This is a genomic window from Microbulbifer elongatus (assembly GCF_021165935.1).
Lineage (GTDB): Bacteria > Pseudomonadota > Gammaproteobacteria > Pseudomonadales > Cellvibrionaceae > Microbulbifer > Microbulbifer elongatus.
This window is the reverse complement of the sequence record NZ_CP088953.1, coordinates 3,008,242-3,027,672: the sequence shown is the minus strand read 5'-3', so window position 1 is coordinate 3,027,672 and position 19,431 is coordinate 3,008,242. Positions and strand designations below refer to the sequence as shown.

General features: G+C 58.6%; 20 protein-coding genes. 12 read left to right on the top strand and 8 right to left on the bottom strand.

Annotated features, from left to right (window positions below; genetic code table 11):
* Window positions 1-7: 7 nt before the first annotated feature.
* Complete coding sequence (gene yciH, locus LRR79_RS12435; RefSeq protein ID WP_231757523.1) at window positions 8-331, bottom strand: stress response translation initiation inhibitor YciH; 324 nt, start codon at window positions 329-331, stop codon at window positions 8-10.
* A gap of 170 nt (window positions 332-501) precedes the next feature.
* Between yciH and LRR79_RS12430 the strand changes: the two genes are divergently transcribed.
* The 8 genes from LRR79_RS12430 (at window position 502) to LRR79_RS12395 (ending at window position 6,962) form a co-directional block, all read left to right on the top strand.
* Window positions 502-1,341 carry an ion transporter gene (locus LRR79_RS12430; RefSeq protein ID WP_231757522.1) on the top strand — a complete coding sequence of 280 codons (840 nt, stop codon included), beginning with the start codon at window positions 502-504 and terminating at the stop codon, window positions 1,339-1,341.
* Between the two features lie 155 nt (window positions 1,342-1,496).
* A complete protein-coding gene (locus LRR79_RS12425; protein ID WP_231757521.1) occupies window positions 1,497-2,642 on the top strand; it encodes a serine hydrolase domain-containing protein in 1,146 nt (381 codons plus the stop codon).
* 13 nt (window positions 2,643-2,655) lie between these two features.
* Window positions 2,656-2,883, top strand: a complete 228-nt coding sequence (locus tag LRR79_RS12420; protein ID WP_231757520.1) for a SlyX family protein — start codon at window positions 2,656-2,658, stop codon at window positions 2,881-2,883.
* 686 nt (window positions 2,884-3,569) lie between these two features.
* Complete coding sequence (locus tag LRR79_RS12415) at window positions 3,570-4,220, top strand: OmpA family protein (protein ID WP_043315998.1); 651 nt, start codon at window positions 3,570-3,572, stop codon at window positions 4,218-4,220.
* A gap of 162 nt (window positions 4,221-4,382) precedes the next feature.
* Window positions 4,383-4,799: a hypothetical protein gene (locus LRR79_RS12410; protein WP_231757519.1), complete on the top strand. Its 417-nt coding sequence runs from the start codon at window positions 4,383-4,385 to the stop codon at window positions 4,797-4,799.
* A gap of 379 nt (window positions 4,800-5,178) precedes the next feature.
* Window positions 5,179-5,649, top strand: a complete 471-nt coding sequence (locus LRR79_RS12405) for a hypothetical protein (protein ID WP_231757518.1) — start codon at window positions 5,179-5,181, stop codon at window positions 5,647-5,649.
* Window positions 5,650-5,746: 97 nt separating this feature from the next.
* Window positions 5,747-6,115: a SpoIIAA family protein gene (locus LRR79_RS12400; protein WP_231757517.1), complete on the top strand. Its 369-nt coding sequence runs from the start codon at window positions 5,747-5,749 to the stop codon at window positions 6,113-6,115.
* Window positions 6,116-6,164: 49 nt separating this feature from the next.
* The gene (locus LRR79_RS12395) at window positions 6,165-6,962 is read left to right on the top strand and encodes a class I SAM-dependent methyltransferase (RefSeq protein ID WP_231757516.1); all 798 of its coding nucleotides are present in this window, start codon (window positions 6,165-6,167) and stop codon (window positions 6,960-6,962) included.
* On the opposite strand, the gene LRR79_RS12390 is transcribed toward LRR79_RS12395, so the two are convergent.
* The 4 genes from LRR79_RS12390 to LRR79_RS12375 form a co-directional block, all read right to left on the bottom strand.
* Window positions 6,959-8,344: an L-serine ammonia-lyase gene (locus LRR79_RS12390; RefSeq protein WP_231757515.1), complete on the bottom strand. Its 1,386-nt coding sequence runs from the start codon at window positions 8,342-8,344 to the stop codon at window positions 6,959-6,961. The genes LRR79_RS12395 and LRR79_RS12390 overlap by 4 nt on opposite strands.
* 290 nt (window positions 8,345-8,634) lie before the next feature.
* Window positions 8,635-9,612, bottom strand: coding sequence for a tRNA 5-methoxyuridine(34)/uridine 5-oxyacetic acid(34) synthase CmoB (gene cmoB, locus LRR79_RS12385; RefSeq protein WP_231757514.1), 978 nt, complete (start codon window positions 9,610-9,612; stop codon window positions 8,635-8,637).
* Window positions 9,613-9,635: 23 nt separating this feature from the next.
* On the bottom strand, window positions 9,636-10,400 hold the full coding sequence (cmoA, locus tag LRR79_RS12380; RefSeq protein WP_231757513.1) for a carboxy-S-adenosyl-L-methionine synthase CmoA: 765 nt from the start codon (window positions 10,398-10,400) through the stop codon (window positions 9,636-9,638).
* Window positions 10,397-13,279, bottom strand: a complete 2,883-nt coding sequence (locus LRR79_RS12375) for an insulinase family protein (protein WP_231760024.1) — start codon at window positions 13,277-13,279, stop codon at window positions 10,397-10,399. The genes cmoA and LRR79_RS12375 overlap by 4 nt, the downstream gene beginning before the upstream one ends.
* Before the next feature lie 232 nt (window positions 13,280-13,511).
* On the opposite strand from LRR79_RS12375, the gene LRR79_RS12370 reads away from it, so the two are divergent.
* Both LRR79_RS12370 and LRR79_RS12365 read left to right on the top strand, forming a co-directional pair.
* Window positions 13,512-14,216 carry a DUF599 domain-containing protein gene (locus LRR79_RS12370; protein WP_231760023.1) on the top strand — a complete coding sequence of 235 codons (705 nt, stop codon included), beginning with the start codon at window positions 13,512-13,514 and terminating at the stop codon, window positions 14,214-14,216.
* A 21-nt stretch (window positions 14,217-14,237) separates the two neighbouring features.
* Window positions 14,238-15,029 carry a methyltransferase gene (locus tag LRR79_RS12365; RefSeq protein ID WP_231757512.1) on the top strand — a complete coding sequence of 264 codons (792 nt, stop codon included), beginning with the start codon at window positions 14,238-14,240 and terminating at the stop codon, window positions 15,027-15,029.
* Window positions 15,030-15,042: 13 nt separating this feature from the next.
* On the opposite strand, the gene LRR79_RS12360 is transcribed toward LRR79_RS12365, so the two are convergent.
* Together LRR79_RS12360 and LRR79_RS12355 are read right to left on the bottom strand one after the other, a co-directional pair.
* Window positions 15,043-15,603, bottom strand: a complete 561-nt coding sequence (locus tag LRR79_RS12360; RefSeq protein WP_231760022.1) for a DnaJ domain-containing protein — start codon at window positions 15,601-15,603, stop codon at window positions 15,043-15,045.
* A 55-nt stretch (window positions 15,604-15,658) separates the two neighbouring features.
* A complete protein-coding gene (locus tag LRR79_RS12355) occupies window positions 15,659-16,915 on the bottom strand; it encodes a porin (protein ID WP_231757511.1) in 1,257 nt (418 codons plus the stop codon).
* Window positions 16,916-17,145: 230 nt separating this feature from the next.
* Between LRR79_RS12355 and LRR79_RS12350 the strand changes: the two genes are divergently transcribed.
* Together LRR79_RS12350 and msrA are read left to right on the top strand one after the other, a co-directional pair.
* Window positions 17,146-17,766, top strand: coding sequence for a class I SAM-dependent methyltransferase (locus tag LRR79_RS12350; protein WP_231757510.1), 621 nt, complete (start codon window positions 17,146-17,148; stop codon window positions 17,764-17,766).
* Window positions 17,767-17,798: 32 nt separating this feature from the next.
* On the top strand, window positions 17,799-18,428 hold the full coding sequence (gene msrA / locus LRR79_RS12345; RefSeq protein WP_231757509.1) for a peptide-methionine (S)-S-oxide reductase MsrA: 630 nt from the start codon (window positions 17,799-17,801) through the stop codon (window positions 18,426-18,428).
* A 25-nt stretch (window positions 18,429-18,453) separates the two neighbouring features.
* Here the strand turns inward: msrA and LRR79_RS12340 are convergent, their stop codons facing one another.
* Entirely contained in the window at window positions 18,454-19,323 is an 870-nt protein-coding gene (locus LRR79_RS12340) for a sulfurtransferase (RefSeq protein ID WP_231757508.1), read from the bottom strand.
* Window positions 19,324-19,431 lie beyond the last annotated feature (108 nt).

Below are 19,431 nucleotides of genomic sequence, written 5' to 3'. Positions count from 1 at the left end.
CAGGAAATCAGCCCCCCGCCAACTTCACCTTGTAGTCCTTGGCTTCGAGCGCGGCTTTGATCTCGTCGCGCTTGTCCCCCTGAATTTCGATCACACCGTCTTTCAGCGCGCCCCCGCATCCGCAGCGCTTTTTCAGTTCCGCCAGTAAAAGCTTCAGCTCCGCATCGGTCCCGTCCACACCCCGCACACAGGTCACCCCTTTGCCCTTACGGCCTTTGGTTTCCCGCTGTATCCGCACGATGCCATCGCCCTTGTGATGCCTTTCCTCTCTGGCGGGCTCCTTGATGCGGCCGCGGTCTGTGGAGTAAACGAGTCGATTCTTGTCACGCATGTTGGTTTCCTGCTGGTCGACGTATTGCAGAGGAGCGGAGTCAATCCGGTGGCGAAGCATAGCGGATCCCAGACCTGTTTCAAAAGCGGCGTATTCTGCGCCGCTGCTGTCCGCTAGAATGTCTTCAACTACACCCTCTGTAACACGAATAACGAGAAGGACCGGATTACATGCCTCTCACGGGAACCCGCAAGTGGCTGAACGAAGTGATATTTGGCACAGATACGCCAGCGGGGAAGTACTTTGATGTTGTCCTGATCTGGGCGATTCTGCTGAGCGTTACTCTGGTGGTGCTGGCATCTGTAGAAAGCCTGTGGGTGCGTTTCGGGGAAACCTTCTACCAGCTTGAATGGTTTTTCACCGCACTGTTTACCCTTGAGTACATTACCCGCATCTATTGCGCTCGGGATCGCAGGGAGTACGTCACCAGCTTCTACGGCGTAGTGGATCTGCTGGCCATCCTGCCCAGTTACCTGGCACTGATTTTTACCGGAGCCACTTACCTGATGGTCATTCGCCTGTTGCGGGTGTTGCGGGTCTTTCGGGTACTGAAACTGGTTCGCTACCTGAGTGATGCCAATATCCTGATGCGCTCACTGTGGCAGGCGAGGCGGCGAATATTCGTGTTCTACACCAGTGTCCTGGTGCTGTGCATCATTTTTGGCAGCATCATGTTTGTGGTGGAGGGCCCCAAGCACGGCTTTACCAGTATCCCGAAAAGTATTTACTGGACTATTGTCACCATCACCACCGTCGGCTTTGGTGATATCACGCCGCACACCCCCCTGGGGCAGGCCATTGCTTCGATGACCATGCTGATCGGTTACTCGATCATCGCTGTGCCCACGGGTATTGTCACCGCCGAGCTGGCCCATGAGATAGGGCGCGAAAAGCAACTTGCCCGCTGCCACAATTGTGGCAAAGCCGGCCATGATGCCGATGCCGAGTACTGCAAGCAGTGTGGCTATCGCCTGGAGGACTTCGAGGAGCCGCTGGAAGAAGGGGGGTAATGAACCGCGCAAGTGGCTCGCTCCTGCCGGTTTCTCGCCTTAACAGTACCGCAGCGATCCGCTATGCTTGCGCCCCGTTTTGATGGGCTCACGGCAGCCTGGTTGCCCGCCGTGCGCCTTTCCGTTTCGTCCTCTCTTATTGGTAACGCTTCTTCATGGATATTCAGGGATATTGCGCCCCGGGGTTTGAAGCCCTGTACGATGCCTTTGCGGCCAACTTCCGTGATCACGGTGATGTCGGCGCCTCCTTCTGCGCGGTACAGCACGGAGAAGTGATCGCCTCCCTGTGGGCCGGCTGCGCCGACCGCGCCGGCACGGAACCCTATGAAGAGGATACCCTCGCAAACGTGTTTTCCTCCTCCAAGGGTATCCTTGCGCTGATCGCCCTGCAGCAGGTCGCCGCGGGCAAACTGGATCTGGATGCGCCTGTCGCCCAATACTGGCCGGAGTTTGCCGAGGCGGGGAAAGCCGGGATTACCGGCCGGCAGTTACTGTGCCATCGCAGTGGTGTCATTGCCTTCCGCGAGAAAGTCGCCGACGACCTGATTTATGACTGGGATGCGGCACTCGCGCAGGTCGCGCGGACCGCCCCCTGGTGGGAGCCTGGTAGCCAGCAGGGATATGCGCCGTTTCTGTATGGCTGGACCCTGGGTGGTCTGATAGAAAAAGCCAGTGGTGAAACGGTGCGGGATCTCTACCAGAAGGGCGTCAGCGACCCGCTGGCGCTCGATGGCGGGTTCGGTGCGGTAGGGCACCGCTCCTCCCGGATCGCGGATGTCGGCCCACTGAAAAAGCCGTTACCGGAATTGCGCCCCAATGCGATCGGCCGCTCCATCAAGGAAGACCGCCAGGGCCCGGTGGCGACGGCGTTCACCAACCCCGTCACCCTCATGATGGGGACCAACGGCGATCAGTGGCGGAATGCACTGATTCCTGCGGCCAATGGGCATTTCAGCGCCCGCGACCTCGCTGCGGTGTACGGAGATCTGGCCAGCGAGGATCCACAATTACTGGATCGCACGATTCTTGCAGAGGCCACTACCGAACAGAGCCGGGCGCGGGATGCGATCCTGCAGACGGATGTGGCATTCGGCTGCGGTTTCCTGAAGGCGGGTTCCGCAGAAGACCTGGCCTTCGGGGGTAAAGGTGGTTTTGGCCACCCCGGTGCCGGGGGCAGCGTAGGCTTTGCGGACCCGGAAACGGAAGTGGGCTTTGGCTATGTCACCTCGCGTATGGGGCAAAGCCTGTTTATGGATCAGCGGGCAGTGGGGCTGAAGGATTGCCTGTACCGATTACTCTAAGTGGAGCCAGGTCATGAGTGATGCAATGCAACAACTGGAAGCCCGTGTGGATGAGCTGGAAACACGACTGGCTTTCCAGGAAGACACGCTGACGCAGTTGAACGATACCATCGCGCAACAGGACGCCCAGCTGCGGGCACTGGTTGCCCGGCTGAAAGAAGTGTCGGAAAAGTATCAGGATCTGATGTTCGAAATGAACAAGGGCGATAAGCCCGGGGAAGAACGGCCGCCGCATTACTGAGCGGCCGCACCGGACCTCTGCAATGTCGGGATCCCGTTCTACCCCATCACCGGAATGTCATCCGGGGGTTGTACACTTTCAGCGCTGCGTCTATTTCTACGTGAGTTTCTGGAAATTTACGGTTTTTCAGCTCCTTCCTTCCCGTACCCCCTTGACAAATCTTTTCCACATCAAAACCCGTATTTTTGAACGGCCTCCTAATAAGCTACTAATTAGTACGCGGATGCTTTGATGTTGTGTAAGTTATTGATTTGTAAATAAAAATATCTTCGGCGCAAAAAATGCACAAATCGCTGGGGGCTAGGAATTGCGCCGCTTCTCGCAGGGTTAACAAGTTTCATGCACATAGTTATCCACAGAACTTGTGGAAGGATAGTTGTGCACCGGTTACCCGAGGGCTCCGCGATTGGTGCGATATGCAAAGCCCGCAAGAAACGTTACCGAATACACGGACACTTCCTCCTCGGCCGGGGAAATTTTTTTGACGGGGGTAGGGGCGACACTCGGGGTGCCGGTGGCATTTAGAATTTCCCGTCAAATTTGGGAATTGAGCGGTAGACCAAAAGAGACTTTCCGCATAGTCTTCGTGCCAATGGCGAACACGGTTCAGCCTGCAGTCAGCTTGCAACAGCGAAACTGCCTCACATTCCACCCGTCATCAGTAAAAAGCGTTAGGAGAAAGCTTAATGAAAAAATGGGTCGCGATTCTTGCTCTGGGCTCACTGGTTGGTTGTACCACCCTGGATCCTTACACCCAGGAAAGTAAAACCAGTAATGCCGCAAAAGGCGCAGGTGCCGGTGCCGTAGCGGGCGCTATTATCGGCGCGGCAACAGCCAGTAAGAGCGATCGTAAAAAAGGCGCGATCACTGGCGCACTCGGTGGCGCCGCCATCGGTGGCGGTATTGGTTACTACATGGACCGCCAGGAAATGGCACTGCGCCAACGCCTGGAAGGTACCGGGGTACGTGTGCAGCGTGAGGGCGACAACATTCGTCTGATCATGCCGGGCAACATCACCTTTGCCACCAACCGCTATGAAATTCGCAATGACTTCTACGGCACTCTGGATTCCGTGGTTCTGGTACTGAACGAGTTCGACAAAACCGCTATTCGTGTGAGTGGTCATACCGATAGCACCGGTTCCGACGTTACCAACCAGACTCTGAGTGAGCGTCGTGCCGAGTCTGTTGCCAACTTCTTTACTACGCGCGGTGTTGCCGCTGGTCGTGTGCAGGCTGTGGGTTACGGTGAGCGCTATCCCATCGCCAGCAACGATTCCGACGCTGGTCGCCAGGCCAACCGTCGTGTAGAGCTGGAACTGCTGCCGCTGCAATAGGGCCGGCAACGACAAGGGCGCTTCGGCGCCCTTTTTTATGCTGTTCAGAGAGATAGGGATTGAGGCTATTCCAGGGAGGCGCGAATGGTCCCGAATAACTGGAGGCGGAAAGGGTGGCCGAGGTTTCCGTGGCCGGGGGCTGCTGCTCTCGCCGTTGCCCTGGTGACATTACCACTGTCTGCGGATCAGGCCGCGGTGGAGCAAGGGAAGCGCACTGCTGAATCGGGGCTTGCTGCGCCACTGAAGAGACAGCTGGAGACTGCTGAACTGGTGGCACGGGTAGAGATTACCGCCGTTCAGCGTCTGATCGATCACGCTTTGTCCGAGCCGGGTATGACGGCCGTTACCGGCTATGTTTATTCGGGCGTCGCGCAACAGGTGTGGAAGGGCGCCTCTGCGGCCCATCTCGCCTTCCGGGTTCACTTGGCTGACTGCCAGAAAAAATTGACCCGCGGGCAGCAGTATCTGATTTTTGCCCGCACCAATGCCCGCGGTTACCTGGAGCTGCTGAGTTGTGAAGCAGCCATTGCCCACCCCGAGCGGGGCAATCTGCTGGCCGAACTGAACCGGTACTATTAGGGGCCTCTGATCAAGCCCGTGATGCCTCAGGCTTTAGGAGGTTCCCTAAGGGTAACCCGCCGTGAGAGCACATGTCCCGGGGCAGGCCCGGTGGTCTGGATTGGCCCTGCGCGGGTACGGCCACAGGGTGCCATAGAATTTCCCTTAATAATCAGTCGAACGCATATAAGCATAAATACTTAATTGCTGGAACAATGTTCCTTGAAGTGCAGCAATTGGGGATTATTCTTATCTGTATTGGCGTCGTCTTCCTCGGTGCTGCCGAATGAACGCCAACCGAGAACGACGGGGCAGGTATACCACCTGTGCTCGCCGCCAGGTCCCAGGATCTGCCCGATCGTTTTGCTCTCATTCCAACCGACCAGGGGTCAACGGGACTATGAAAAAACTACTCTTGCCACTGATTATTCTGCTGCTGATTATCGGCTACTTCATGTCCAGAGATTCGGACGACTCCGTGGGTGATGCCTACGACAAGATGGAAAAGCCGGCCATCGAAGAAACCCAGCCCGCACCGGATAGCGATTCCACCATGCCGGATTCATCCAGCGATCCGACCATGCCACAGGAAAGCGATGACGTTGCGCCAACCACCCCCGATCCACAAACTTCCGACAGCACTCTGATGGATGACACCGAAGATGCTGCTCGCGATGCCGGTGATGCAGTACGGGATGCCGCCGAGGATGCGGGCGATGTGGTGAAAGATGCCGCCGACGACGCAGGCGATGCGCTCAAAGATGCGGGAGACGCGACCAAAGACGCAGCCGAAGATGCCGCCGACAAGGCCAAAGAGGCGTGGGACGACCTGAAAGACAAGGCCAAGAGCGAGGACGAACCTCAGCAGTGAGCCACTGTTTTGCTCGAAGCCTGATACAGGGCCGCGACTGGTTCGCGGCCTTTTTCTTTTCTACCCTTTAAAGGTAGTTACGAAGTTATGACAGACGATGATCGAGCACTGCTGGCACCACGACCACGATATTCTGGAAATTCGACCGGTCGCTGAACTCAAACCCGCGGAATTCCGCGCGCTGGCCGCGCAGGTGGATCCTGTGATCTGGGAGCATGGCAGTCTGCAGGGTCTGTTGATTGACGCCCGCCACTTCCGCGGCTGGCAGAATTTTGCAGCACTGGTTTCCCACTGCGTATTCACGCGCAATCAGCACCGCCATCTCCAGCGTATCGCGGTACTTTCCGACAATGTGCTGCTAGCGTTTATGCCGCAACTGCTAAACCATTTTGTGGCTGCGGAAGTGCGTCCTTTTCCCGGTTCCGGGGAGGAGGCGGCACTGGCATGGCTCGCGCATCCCGGGTAAATTGCCCCTGCAATAGATACCCCACGAATCACTCGGATGTGCCCAAACCATGCAGTTGGCCGTTACCGCCGCAGATGACACCAAAGCTGCGCAAGCGCAAGCTCTCGCCGAACAGCTATCGCTCCCGTTCCTCGGAGTCGCCCAGGAAAAAAGTATTGAAGACTTTCCCTTTGTACTGTGCCGTGGTGACAGCCTGCAACTCTGTGCCACCGGCCGCAAAGCGCCGGGTCCGGTCAAGGTGGATTTCGTCACCGGCGCAGCGGCACATCGGCGCAGATACGGCGGTGGAAAGGGGCAGCAGATCGCCAAAGCCACCGGTATCCGCAGCGGCTTTTATCCGCAGATTCTCGATGCGACGGCGGGCCTCGGGCGCGATGCGTTTGTGCTCGCTTCGCTGGGCAGTGAGGTGCGTATGCTGGAACGCAATCCGGTGGTCTACGCACTGCTGGAAGATGGCGTTCAGCGGCTGCGGGCAGCCGCGCAATGCGACCCGGAGCTCGCACCCATTGCCGGCCGCCTGATTCTTGAGCCGCGGGTGACAAGCGCCGCAGCCTGGCTGCGGGGGCAGGGTGGCGAAACCATTCCGGTGATCTATCTGGACCCTATGTTCCCCAGTCGCGATAAGAGCGCCAAAGTGAAGAAAGAGATGGTCGCTTTCCATGAAATCGTGGGCAGCGATGAAGATGCGGACGCTCTGCTGACACCCGCACTGGAGGCCTGCTACTACCGCGCGGTGGTAAAGCGCCCACGGCTCGCACCCGATCTCGATAGTGCGAAGCCGAGCCTGCGATTTGAAGGCAAGTCGGGGCGCTTTGATGTGTACACCAAGCACGGTGTTCCGGGTTAGCAGTTCACCGCATTGACCGCGAGGCCACCGAGGGAGGTCTCTTTGTACTTGCTCTGCATGTCGATGCCGGTCTGGCGCATGGTTTCAATCACGCTATCCAGAGGCACGATATGGGCGCCGGTCCCGCGCAGTGCCAGCCGCGCCGCGTTGATCGCCTTGACGGCACCCATGGTATTGCGCTCGATACAGGGCACCTGAACCAGGCCGCCAATGGGATCACAGGTGAGTCCGAGATTGTGCTCCATACCAATTTCTGCGGCATTCTCAATCTGCTGGTTCGAACCGCCCTGTACCGCCGCCAGCCCCGCGGATGCCATGGAGCAGGCGACGCCAATCTCCCCCTGGCAGCCCACTTCCGCTGCGGAAATTGATGCGTTTTTCTTGAACAGCATGCCGATCGCGCCGGCGGTAAGCATGAATTCCACCACCTGATCTTTCAGGTCGCCGTGGTCCTCGTCGTTGTGCACGAACTCCACGTAATAGGCGATGGCCGCGGGAATAACGCCCGCGGCGCCGTTGGTGGGGGCGGTGACAATGCGCCCGCGTGCGGCATTCTCTTCATTGACGGCCAGGGCAAACAGGCTCACCCAATCCAGGATGGACAGGCCCTGACAGCGCTCTTCCCTGGTCTGCTTCGACAGTTCGCGGAAATGCTCTTCGGCCCGGCGGCGTACCCCCAAGCCACCGGGCAGGGTGCCACTCTGACGACAGCCCCGCTGGATGGAGGCATCCATGACTTCCCAGATATGCCACAGGGCGTCTTTGATTTCCTGCTCGGAGCGGTAAGCCTTTTCGTTCTCCATGGCCAGCTCGGCAATCGTCCAGCCGTGCTTGTCGCACAATGCCATAAGCTCTTCCGCAGAGCTGAAGTCATAGGGCAACAGGGTGGCGATCTGTTCCCCGTTGCTGAAATCCTCTTCCGACAGCACGAACCCGCCGCCGATGGAGAAGTAGCTGCGCTCGAACAGGCATTCCTCACCGGCAAAGGCCTTGCAGGTCATACCGTTGGAGTGCTGGGGCAGGAACTCTTCCTTGTGGAACAGCAGATCGCGATCCCGCTCAAAATGAATGGCGCGCACACCGTTGAGAATCAACTGTTGATGGGTATCTATGCCTTTGAGGCGCCCGTCAATACTGTCCACATCGATACTGTCCGGAGCCTCGCCCTCAAGGCCCATCAGGACCGCCATGTCGGTACCGTGGCCAACACCGGTCAGCGCCAGGGAGCCATAAAGGTGGACTTCAACCCGCTCGGTTTTTGTCAGGTCGCCACGGGTATCCAGATCACAGACAAACTGGCGCGCCGCCACCATGGGGCCGACGGTGTGGGAGCTGGAAGGGCCGATACCGATTTTGAAAAGTTCGAAGACACTGATGCTCATGTGTTCGGTGATTCTCTCGCCTAGCCTCGCGGTGAAAGCCGCGAGTGCTGATTATTAGTGTAGTTATTGGGCACCTGCGACTGCGCGACGGCACCCGGATCTTTACAGGCGCACACGTTCGCCGAAGCGGCACGACGTCGCAATACGGGCACGAGAAATCAAAATTTTATTTGGCGCGGAGCAGGGCCGGTGCGACAAATCGCTGGCTTGCCGCGGCGGGCGATACAGAATGCTGCAGAAAATGAACGGGCGGCGGAGGTCCGGTCAGCCCCGCACAGCCGCCCGCGGGGTCAGGGAGCGGTTGCGGTCAGAGTCGCGCGAAGCGGCGCAGGGTGCCCCTCAATGGTCTTACTGTGATCCTCTGGATCGAGGAAGTCGACCAGCGACTCAAAACGCATCCAGTCGGTGCGGCGCTGCTCTTCCAGTGTGGTGCGGTCCAGATCGACGGTTTTTACATCGACAAAGCCGGTCTTGCGTAGCCAGCTCTCCAGGGTGGCGGTAGTCGGGAAAAACCAGACATTGCGCATCTTGGCGTAACGCCCCTCCGGCACCAGACATTCACCCAGTTTTCCCTCAATCACCAGGGTTTCCAGCAATAGCTGGCCCCCTGGGCGCAACGTGTCCTTGAGCTCGCGAAGATGGTCCAGTGGCGAGCGGCGGTGGTAAAGCACACCCATGGAAAGTGTGGTATCGAAGGCCTGAAGGCCTGCAGGCACCGCTTCGATGCCCAGTGGTAGTACATCCACTGGTTTATCCATGCCGATGTATTTTTTCAGCGCGTAAAACTGCGCGACAAATTTGGCGGACGGATCTATTCCAATCACCCGGCGGGCACCGGCGCCGTACTGACGCCAGCAGTGATAGCCGCTGCCACAACCCACATCCAACACCAGGCGGTTATTCAGATCGTGCAGGTGCGGCGCCACCCGATCCCACTTCCAGTCGGAACGCCATTCGGTGTCGATAAAAATATCGAACAGGGACCAGGGGCCCTTGCGCCACGGGTGCAGTCGGTGCAGCTGCGCTTCCAGTTCGGCGAGCTGCTCCGGGGTGGCATCACCTGCGCAACCTATGCGCACTTCACCGGCGACTTCCACGGAAGAGGGGGTGATGGGGGGCAGCGCGTCCAGTACTTGCCGCCACGCCGCGAGATCCCCCCAGCGGGCCGGGCTGAGGCCATCGGCCACCTGCTGCGGCAGGGTGGTGAGCCAGGGGCGCAGCTCCGGGGTGTGCTGGATGCCAGCGTACAACGGTGTGTAGTCAATCATGGGGAATCGGGGTCAGAAATATCTCAGGCGTCGCGCTGTTTGATGGCGATCATGGAGGCGAAATTGAAGCACTGGAACCAGACGTCGACACTGGTGAAGCCGACATTTTTCAGCCGTGTACGGTGGTCGAACAGGGTTTCCGGAATCAGTACGTTTTCCAGTGCACTGCGCTTCTGCGCGATCTCAAGCGCACTGTAACCGTTGGCTGCCTTGAATGAGTGGTGCAGATCGATCATCAGCTCGTGGTGGTCGCTATCGGAAAATGCCACTTTCTCCGACAGGATCAATACACCGCCCGGGCGCAGCCCCTGGTAGATTTTCTGCAAAATGGTTTCGCGTTCTTCTGTGGCGATAAATTGCAGCGTGAAATTCAGTACCACCACCGAGGCATTTTCAATGGTGATATTTTGCAGATCGTCACATACCAGTTGTACCGGAATCTGGCCGCTGTCTGCGGCCAGAACGGTGCGGGCCTGGTCAATCATGGCAGTGGAGTTGTCCACCGCAATGATTTCGCAGTCCGCGGCCGGAATCCGGTGGCGCATGGCGAGGGTGGCCGCACACAGGGAGCTGCCCAGATCGTAGCAGCGGCTGCCCGCCTGGGCATAGCGCTCTGCGAGGGTGCCGATCATCGCCACGATGGTGGTGTAGCCCGGCACCGAGCGCTGGATCATATCCGGAAATACATCCACCACGGACTGATCAAACGTGAATCCCGCTACCTGACCCAGTGGGCTGGCGAAGATATCGTCTTTTCTACTATCCGTCTTGCTCACGGGTTGGCTCACAGTTTTTCTTCGTGCAGATCCAGCGCCAGGCCGGCATCGCGTCCCTGATTGCCGGTGATGACTGCGGTATTGGCTTTTTCCGGCTGCAAGTAGGTGCGGGCCACCCGTTGCAGGTCGTCCACGGTCACCTCGGTGACCCGGCGGCGGAACGCCTGACGCACTTCGTGGGTGCGGCCGTACAGATTGGAATGGAAGGCCTTCTTGGCTTCACCGGCAGGAGAGCCCGGTTTATCCATGCCACCGACCACGCCGAGAATGGCTTCTTCCACCTGCAGGTCATCGTGAGATTCATTCAGCAGCCATTCAATGGACCCATCGAAATCCTGCAGGGTCTCGGCCATGCGCGGGTCGCGGTAGGAGTAGAAACGGAAAGCGCCGATGGTGGCGTCGTGGCTGGCGCCGCCGCCGTAGGCACCCCCTTGCTCACGGATGGTGCGATGCAGGTAGCCGTTGCGCAGGAAGCCGCCCAGTACTGCCAGTGCGGCCGCATCCGGGTGAGACATTGGCACGGTCGGGTAGGCCTTGGCGCAGAAGTTGACCTGGCTGTTGGCGATCCACATATCGTTAATCGGGTGAGGGGTGAAATCTTCTTTTTCAGCCCCGTAATGGATGCCATCGGCGCTGGTCAGTGGGGCCAGGGCACTGGTGAAGTCCGCCAGTTTGTCTTCCTCGCCGATCACCAGGAATTGGCGCTCGGCACCGAGAATTTTCTGATGAATGGCATTGAAGGTACCGGCAATGTTTTCGAGCCCAGCGTCACTGTCGAGGCTTTTGATCAGCGCCTTCAGCTGGCGCAGTCCCTGGAGGCCGCCAAACTGGTGGCCATCGGCCGCTGCGCGGTTGAAACCGGCGCTGGCCGCCGCCATGGCCAGGGCGTGACCATTACCCACCACCGACTGTTCGCGGCGGGCCAGTGTCTGTAAAAGTAGTTCCTTGATGCGCGGCAGCTCATCAAAGCGGACCTGTTCCATGGTGGCCTGCATCAGCTCGGTCAGGCCGGCCTGATTGGCGGCCAGTGCTTTACCAGACAGAATGAAGTGCCCCTTCTGGCTGTGCAGGTCTTCGAGTTCTGTGCGCTGGCTGGTAAAGCTGTGCAGGGAACCCGCCACGGCGGCCTGCCACTGCTGGACCTGCAGATAGTCTTTGTCCCCCAGGCCCACTTCACTCAAGGTCTGGCAGTAATAGGGCAGTAGCAGGCGCTCCTGATCCGAGAAGTCGGGCAGTGAGGCCACCAGTTGCTGGTATACGAGTCCGTTCGTGCCCGCGGCGTAGCGGCTGACCTTATTGCCATTCACCTCGACGGTTTCTCCATCCACCCGTGGCAGTTCCGCGGGAATATCCTCGACACCGACCTTCGGCAGGATGGATTCGTCGTCTTTGCGCTGCTGGCGCTCCGCCAGGGCTTTGGCGGTCTGAATGATCTGTTGTTTCTCGCCTTCACCCAGGCCGGCCTTGATTTCGGCGAGCCGGTTTTTTTCTGCCTGCTCGGCACGGGCGGCCATATGCGGGTCCGGGGACAGGACCAGGCGCACCCGGTGCTGGTTCTCAACGAGTAAACTGCGCGCGGCGTCGGCAATAAATTTGGGGTCTTTTATCTGTTCGCGCAGCTTTTCCAGGGTGGCGTCGATGTTCAACAGACCGATCGCGTCGCCCCGGTGGGTGGCGCCGGAGAGTGCGGTGAGGATGAGCTGCAAGCCGTAGGGGTAGCCGTCACCGCCAATTTCCCGCTGTTGTAACTCCAGCTGGTGCAGAGCAGCGGCAACCTGTTCGTAGGGCACCCCGTTTTCGGCTACATCCGCAAGGACCTTCAGAACCTGTTGCTCGAAGTCGTCGGCCCGCGAGCGTTCACTGCCTTCGATGCCGCACACAAAAACCAGCTCCCGCTGACTGTCATCCAGTCCGCACAGTGGGGACGGAGACTGCCCGAGTTCAGTGGTTTCCAGCAGGTGCATCAGCGGCGAGGCACTGTTGTCCAGCAGTACACCGGACAGCAGGTGAGCGGTCAATACCTGTTCCAGATCGGTCACATCCCCCAGCAGCCAACCGAGTACAATATGGGTTTTCTCGTCCTGCCCTTCGTCGGCGGGCAGAGGGTAGTTTTCTTCCACCCGTACCGGCGCCACGTAGAGTTTTTCCCGGCCGACACTGATGAGATCGTCGAGTTGGTCGAATTTATGCAGGGCCTTCTCTTCAAAAACTGCCTGGTGTTCGGCGGCCGGGATATCGCCGAAGGTCATGAAGATGGCGTTGGTGGGGTGATAATGGGTGCGATAGAAGTCCACCAGCTGTTCATAGCTGAGGTCCGGGATATCCGCGGGTTCGCCACCGGAGTTGTGGTGGTAGGTGGTGGTGGGAAACAGGTACTTGCTGAGTTTCTGCCACAATTGCGAGGTGACAGAGCTCATGGCACCTTTCATCTCGTTGAATACCACGCCCTTGAAGACCAGGTCACTGTCCGCATTATCGGCTTCGGCAAACTCCAGGCGGTGACCTTCCTGGGCGAAATCCAGTGGGTCCAGCTTGGCGAAGAAGACTGCGTCCAGATACACGTCCAGCAGGTTGGCAAAATCCTTGCGGTTCTGGCTGGCGAACGGGTAGGCGGTCCAATCGGAACTGGTAAAGGCGTTCATAAAGGTGTTCAGAGAACGCCGTATCATCATGAAGAAGGGGTCGCGTACCGGATACTTGTCGCTGCCGCACAGGGCGGTGTGCTCCAGGATATGGGCCACCCCGGTGGAGTCGTGGGGGACGGTGCGCAGGGCCACCAGGAATACGTTTTCTGGGTTGTCCGCGGCGATATGCAGATGCTGGGCGCCGGTGCGGCGGTGGCGGTACTCTTCCACGCGAACGCCAAGGGACTCGATCTCGGCACTGGTCATCGGTTCGAAGGCGGGATGTGCGTTGCTCAAAAGTCAGCTCCAGTGGTAATTAGCGGTCGCCCTGGTGCTATTTTTTCGCCAGGGCCAAATCGGCGGCCATTTTAGCGCCGAGTGGCGACGAAATGACAGGGTTGACACCGGGTTCACCGGTGCGACACTTCCGACCGCGTTGTACTTATCGTTAGTCGTGACGCAATAAATGTAGTCGATGGGAGATTGTGCGTTGAACTGGATGGATTTCGCGAGCCTGGCAGGGTTCTGCTTTACCTGGGCTGGCTATACGGTGTTTGCCCGCCGCAAGGCCAAGACGGCCTGGTGCCTGGCTTCCTCCATGCAGTGGTACCGGGTGGAATGGATGCTGCGTATGCTGGATCGCGATATGCGGATGCCGGATGCGGCCATTCTCAGCAACCTCGAGCGGGTGATCGGTTTTTTTGCCTCCACCAGTATTCTGATTCTGGCGGGTCTGGTTACCGCACTGTCCGCCAACAGTGCGGCGGTGGCCGTGCTGAGCAGTCTGCCCTTTGCGCAGACCACCACCGTGGAGCAGTTTGAGCTGAAGGTACTGGTACTGATCCTCATCTATATCTTCGCTTTCTTCAATTTCACCTGGTCCCTGCGTCAGTATTCCTTCGCCAACGTACTGCTGGGGGCGGCTCCGGCGGTAGACGAGGAGGATGTCACGCGGGAGGAGCGTCGTCGCTACGCCATCAGTGCGGCCAAGGTGATCGATCAGGCCGGGCACAGTTACAACTACGGCTTGCGTTGCTATTACTTTTCCATGGCGGTGATGGGCTGGTTTGTGCATCCACTGCTGTTTGTGCTCGGGTTCCTGGCGGTGGTCTGGGTACTGTATATGCGGGAATTCCGCTCGCGCACTCTCCAGGTGATCCTCGCGGCGGAAGGTCGTTCCCTCGACCAGGTTAGGGACAAGTAGGTGCGGGACAAGTAAGCAGCCGTGAACGACCGTAATTTTGATGATCTGGCGGAGCGCTTTCGCAAGCGCATCTATGGTGGACTGAAGGGCGATATTCGTCTGGCGGTGCTGAAACGGGACCTGGCGCCCTATGTGAATCTCGAGTCCGCAATAGATGGCGATGGTCCGGTGGTGCTTGATGCCGGTGGCGGCCAGGGACAGTTTGCACTGGACCTGGCGGAGGCGGGCTGCCGTGTCTGGATCACGGATATTTCCAGTGCCATGCTGGCATTGGCGGCGGAACAGGTCGAGACTCGAGGACTTCAACAGCGGGTGTCCCTGGTCGAGGTGCCCCTGCAGCGGTTGAATGCTGCCCCCAACATTCCGAGCGCAGATCTGCTCTTGTGCCACGCGGTACTGGAATGGCTGGCGGAGCCCCAGCAGGCTCTGGTACATCTGGCTGATAACCTCAATGCCGGCGGCTACCTTTCCCTCACCTTTTACAATCGTCGCGCGCTGGAATTCCGTCTGCTGCAGCGGGGCAGCCTGCGGCAATTGGATCGCCATCTTGCCAGTGACAACTGGGGCGGGCATCCCGGCAGTCTGACACCGTCGAATCCGTTGTTGCCGGAAGAAGTATTGGATTGGGTGGCGCAGGCGGGGCTGTCGCTGGTGGCCCACAGCGGAATTCGCTGTTTCCACGATTTTATGACCCCGGAAATACGAGACAAGCTGCCGGCTGAGGCCATCGTCGAAAAAGAATTGCACTATTCGCGCATTGATCCATATCGGCAGTTGGCCCGTTACGTTCACCTGCTCTGCAGAAAGGTGTAGACGCGGGGCCCGATTACTCCCCGAGCTGTTTCAGCAGTAGGGCCTTGGCTGCGTTGATGCGCGAGGCGAGATAGTCATTGCCGCCGCGGTCCGGGTGGAACTTCTGAATCAGCTTGCGGTGGGCGCCGATAATTTCGTCGCGGCTGGCGTTTTTGGAAACACTGAGAATGCGGCGGGCCTCAGCCTCGGTCAGTTGTGGTTCCCGGTCCGGTTTTTGTGTGTTTCCTTCTCCGGCTCCGGGGTTTTCACTGCCTGACTGCTTCTGCTTCTGCTTCTGCTTCTGCTTCTGCTGTTGCTTCTGTGCGCGCGCCTGCGCGTGCTTGGCGATCAGGGGTGCGATCCAGGGCAGGTGGCGGCCAAAGGTGCGCCACAGGTGGTTTACGATGGGGAGTACCACGGCGACCGCGGCTCCCACCCAGTGCAGGCGGCCGCTGACTGCGAGGAGTACCGCGGCCAGCGCCAGGGCAATCAGTACATATTGGATGATGAGCTTGCGCCGTTGGTCCGGCGGGCTGTACTTGAATTTCTGGATTGCCAGCCAGGCGAAAATACCGACGGCAATTAGCAGGATCATGCGGCCCAAGGTGAACTACTCCAGCGAGAGAGAATGTCTTCAAGCCGCAAGGGTATCAGATGTCGATGCGAAAGCCGACGGCCATAAAACTGTCGTACTGCTGGCGGGCGACGGCATTGCTATCGTCGTAACCATTCTCCCAGTACAGACGCACCCGCTCGTTCCAGCGGTACTGAAAACCGAGGTAGTACTGGGCGAGTTTGTAGCGATTTGCGTCCACCAGTGCGGCGTCAAATTCCGGGTCGTCCGAGACCAGATAGTTGTGGCCACCATAAACTGAATAGCAATTATCTTTACCCCAGGTGTAGCTGAGGAAGGATTCTGAACCCTTGGCATCGAAGAAATTATCGACGCCCATCACCGACCCGGCCGGGGCAAGCTCATTATTCTGTGAGCGCTGAAAAACCGCCGCGCCGTAGAACCCTTTGGCAAACGCCTCTTTGCCATAGAACATGCCGAGCGCCGTGGTCCAGTCGTTACTGCTTGCGCCGATCGGATAGTTGCTATCGATCAGCACCCGTTCGCCACTAGAGGTGTCAAACACGAGGCCGTCATCGGTCTGGATATCCAGTTTTACCCGGTTGTAGGCAGCGCCGATGAAAAAGCCGTCACCGATATTTGCGTGGTAAACCGCGGCTATACCGTGGCTAATGCCGTATTCACAATCGCCGATGGGGCACTCGACCTCCAAATCCGGCCCCAGGTCCACATTGATCTCAAGGTCGGCCACATGGGCCGCGTACTGTACACCGATTTTGAATTCGCCGGCTTCTGTTTCCCAGGATTTGCGCCAGGCGAGGGCGCTGTCGGCGCGACCGGTTCCCGTGACACCGCCGTCGGTTCCCAGCGCGTAGGTGCCGCTGGCGAGACCACCGGATACGTTATACCAGTCGGTGATGTAGGTTACCTCGTAGTACACCCCCCATTGTTTCCCAGCAGAAAACTCGCCCCACTTGGGGTGTTTGGCAAAACCGTGCCCCTGCCTCAGGTACAACGATAATTGTGTTTCACCTAGAGCGGCCTGCTGGTCGCCCTGAATCACCACATTGCCGGCGGAATTGATCGCGTTCACCCCCCATTCCACATTGAAGCCGGTATCCCACTGGTCGTAGGCGGGCACATTCAGGCCAATGCGGATACGTGACGCACCGTTTTGCATGGAGGTGTCGCCAAAGCTGTTGACCATATGAGCGGTCAGGTAGCCCTCCATATACAGGGTCACCTGATTGGACTGATAAATTGGCACTGCCTGGGTGCCGGGAGCGGCAGTAATCGCGGTGGCGACCAGGAGAGTGCGGCGGATATTTGGCATGATAAAGTGCTCTTTTGCCTGTTTTTTCTGCAGCGAAGAATTTATGGGCGGGCAATCGAAACAAATCCGTGTTTTCCCACTGCAAAAATAGACCAGTGGGCCAGCTTGGTTTGCCATAATGATGGCACTTCGCAGAAATGGCATTGCCTGCTTTTTTTTTGTAGTTTTAGCCGCAATTCAAACAAGCCGCGTTATGTTCATTTTATTTGCACGTAAAGGGAGGGGACACATTGAGTGAAAGCCAGACACTAAACCGTCGGATGTTTGGGCTGGTGGTGCGAAAAAATGCGCATCCGGATATGCGCAAATTGCGCCGCGAAGCGGGGGATGCCAGTCTGCATGGCAATAAGTTCTGGAAGAGCTCCTATCTCACCATGGATTACCTGAAAAAACATCCACTCAAGAAAGGGGCCCGGGTGCTGGACCTGGGGTGTGGTTGGGGGCTCGGTGGTATTTTCTGTGCCAAACAATTTGATGCCAGAGTGACCTCGCTGGACGCCGACCCCAGCGTGTTTCCGTTTGCGGAATACCATGCGGCGCTGAACGGGGTAGAGATCAAAACCTGGCGCTGCCGCTATGAGAAGGTAACCGCTACGGCCCTGGGAGAGTTTGACGCGGTGATCGGCACCGATATCTGCTTTTGGGACCAACTGGAGGCGCCACTCTACAATTTGACCCGACGAGCGCTGCGCGCGGGCGTGGGCCGGGTGATGCTGGTGGATCCGGGGCGTTCACCGTTCCGGCGACTGGGAGAGCGGGCGGTAGAAAAACTCGACGCCCAGTACTTCGAGTGGCAGACTCTCCGCCCCATGAAAGCCTCGGGCTGTATCATGCTCGCTGGCGATGAATAGATTCCGTTACCCACGGTCAATCGAGGTATACCATGCAGTTTGACAAGTCCCGCATTCCCACCCCTGAGGAAGCTCTACCAGGGCGTGCTGACCCCATGCCGATCAGTGGCAAGCACTTTGTCTCCGGACGCTCACTGGTGGCGCCCTTTCCCGACAGCTATGAGCAGGCGGTGTTCGGAATGGGATGCTTCTGGGGTGCCGAGCGCCTGTTCTGGGAGCTGGATGGGGTGTGGGTGACGGCGGTGGGCTACGCCGGTGGCATCACTCCCAACCCCAACTATCAGGAAGTCTGTAGTGGTGGCACTGGCCACGCCGAAGTGGTGCTGGTGGTATTTGATCCGCAGGTGATCAGCTATACAGAGCTGTTGCGCCATTTTTGGGAGGAGCACGATCCGACCCAGGGCATGCGCCAGGGCAATGACTTGGGCACGCAGTATCGCTCGGTGATTTACACCTACGGCGCCGAGCAGGCGCAACAGGCCGAATCGTCGGAGGCCGCTTTTCAGCAAGCGCTGCAGGAGCAGGAGTTTGGTGCCATCACCACCGAGATTCTTCCTGCCCCCACTTTTTACTATGCGGAAGAAGACCACCAGCAGTATCTGGCGAAAAACCCTGGTGGCTACTGTGGTCTGGCCGGAACCGGTGCCTGCCTGCTACGGTGATTTCACCGTAGCGTCCCTCGGATATTCAGGCGGAGGCGGCGGTGCTGCGAGGATGGAGAATATGTGCACACCAGTCGCTCCAGCTTCCTGGATATAGCCGCGCCTTGCGGCCGATCAGGAACAGGGAGAACAGGTTTACACAGGCGGTAACGCCGGATCCGCAATAGCAGACGATATCGTCGTCAGCCGGAATGCTCTGCCAGTGTGCCTTCAGCGCCGCTATGGAAAGCACCATCCCATCGTCATCGGTAATGGACTGCCAGGGCTTGTTGATGGCGCCGGGGATATGCCCGGCAATCGGGTCGATGGGCTCTTCATTTCCCAGAAAACGCTTGCTCTCGCGGGCGTCCACCAGCTGCCAAGGTGGCGTATTCAGGTGCGGGTAAATATCTTCGTAGCTCAGCAGGTCCTGTGCCGCTGCGTCTGCGGAGAAGTTTCCGGCGGAGGTGGCTTGTGCTGCGCCACTTTCGGTATCCAGCTGCGCGCGCTTCCAGGCCCCATAACCACCATTCAGGATGGCGACGCGCTGATGGCCAAAGTGCCGCAGCAACCACCAGGCACGCGCGGCAAATGCGAAGCGCTGGGCGTCGTACACGATGACCTGGGTATTGGTGTTAATCCCTTTGCCGCGCGCGAATTCGACAAACTGCTGCTGTGTAGGGAAGGGGTGTCGGCCGCCGTAGCGGTCGCAGGGGCCGGAGAGGTCCCCGTGTAAACTGGCGTACTGAGCGCCGGGAATATGTTCTGCGAGGAAGGCGTTGTGACCGGCCTCGGTATCTGCCAGATCGTATCGGCAATCGAGAATGACCACATGGCCATCCGTGTCTTGTTGCCTCTCTTCGTGCGCCAGTAGTGCCGCCAGCTCGGAGACTTCAATCACACCCTGATAGTTCATAGCTACTGCTTTTTTATCGTCATTATGGGGATCAAATTAAGCGTCTGCGGCGCATTTGTCCAGCCTCTTTAACGAGGGCGTTCACCGGCCTGACCACGGGCGTGGCGG

Bases quoted from the DNA above. Each gene is read 5' to 3' on its own strand.
- yciH (WP_231757523.1), bottom strand. From the start codon at position 331: ATGCGTGACAAGAATCGACTCGTTTACTCCACAGACCGCGGCCGCATC.
- LRR79_RS12430 (WP_231757522.1), top strand. From the start codon at position 502: ATGCCTCTCACGGGAACCCGCAAGTGGCTGAACGAAGTGATATTTGGC.
- LRR79_RS12425 (WP_231757521.1), top strand. From the start codon at position 1,497: ATGGATATTCAGGGATATTGCGCCCCGGGGTTTGAAGCCCTGTACGAT.
- LRR79_RS12420 (WP_231757520.1), top strand. From the start codon at position 2,656: ATGAGTGATGCAATGCAACAACTGGAAGCCCGTGTGGATGAGCTGGAA.
- LRR79_RS12415 (WP_043315998.1), top strand. From the start codon at position 3,570: ATGAAAAAATGGGTCGCGATTCTTGCTCTGGGCTCACTGGTTGGTTGT.
- LRR79_RS12405 (WP_231757518.1), top strand. From the start codon at position 5,179: ATGAAAAAACTACTCTTGCCACTGATTATTCTGCTGCTGATTATCGGC.
- LRR79_RS12400 (WP_231757517.1), top strand. From the start codon at position 5,747: ATGATCGAGCACTGCTGGCACCACGACCACGATATTCTGGAAATTCGA.
- LRR79_RS12395 (WP_231757516.1), top strand. From the start codon at position 6,165: ATGCAGTTGGCCGTTACCGCCGCAGATGACACCAAAGCTGCGCAAGCG.
- LRR79_RS12390 (WP_231757515.1), bottom strand. From the start codon at position 8,344: ATGAGCATCAGTGTCTTCGAACTTTTCAAAATCGGTATCGGCCCTTCC.
- cmoB (WP_231757514.1), bottom strand. From the start codon at position 9,612: ATGATTGACTACACACCGTTGTACGCTGGCATCCAGCACACCCCGGAG.
- LRR79_RS12375 (WP_231760024.1), bottom strand. From the start codon at position 13,279: ATGACCAGTGCCGAGATCGAGTCCCTTGGCGTTCGCGTGGAAGAGTAC.
- LRR79_RS12370 (WP_231760023.1), top strand. From the start codon at position 13,512: ATGGATTTCGCGAGCCTGGCAGGGTTCTGCTTTACCTGGGCTGGCTAT.
- LRR79_RS12360 (WP_231760022.1), bottom strand. From the start codon at position 15,603: ATGATCCTGCTAATTGCCGTCGGTATTTTCGCCTGGCTGGCAATCCAG.
- LRR79_RS12355 (WP_231757511.1), bottom strand. From the start codon at position 16,915: ATGCCAAATATCCGCCGCACTCTCCTGGTCGCCACCGCGATTACTGCC.
- msrA (WP_231757509.1), top strand. From the start codon at position 17,799: ATGCAGTTTGACAAGTCCCGCATTCCCACCCCTGAGGAAGCTCTACCA.
- LRR79_RS12340 (WP_231757508.1), bottom strand. From the start codon at position 19,323: ATGAACTATCAGGGTGTGATTGAAGTCTCCGAGCTGGCGGCACTACTG.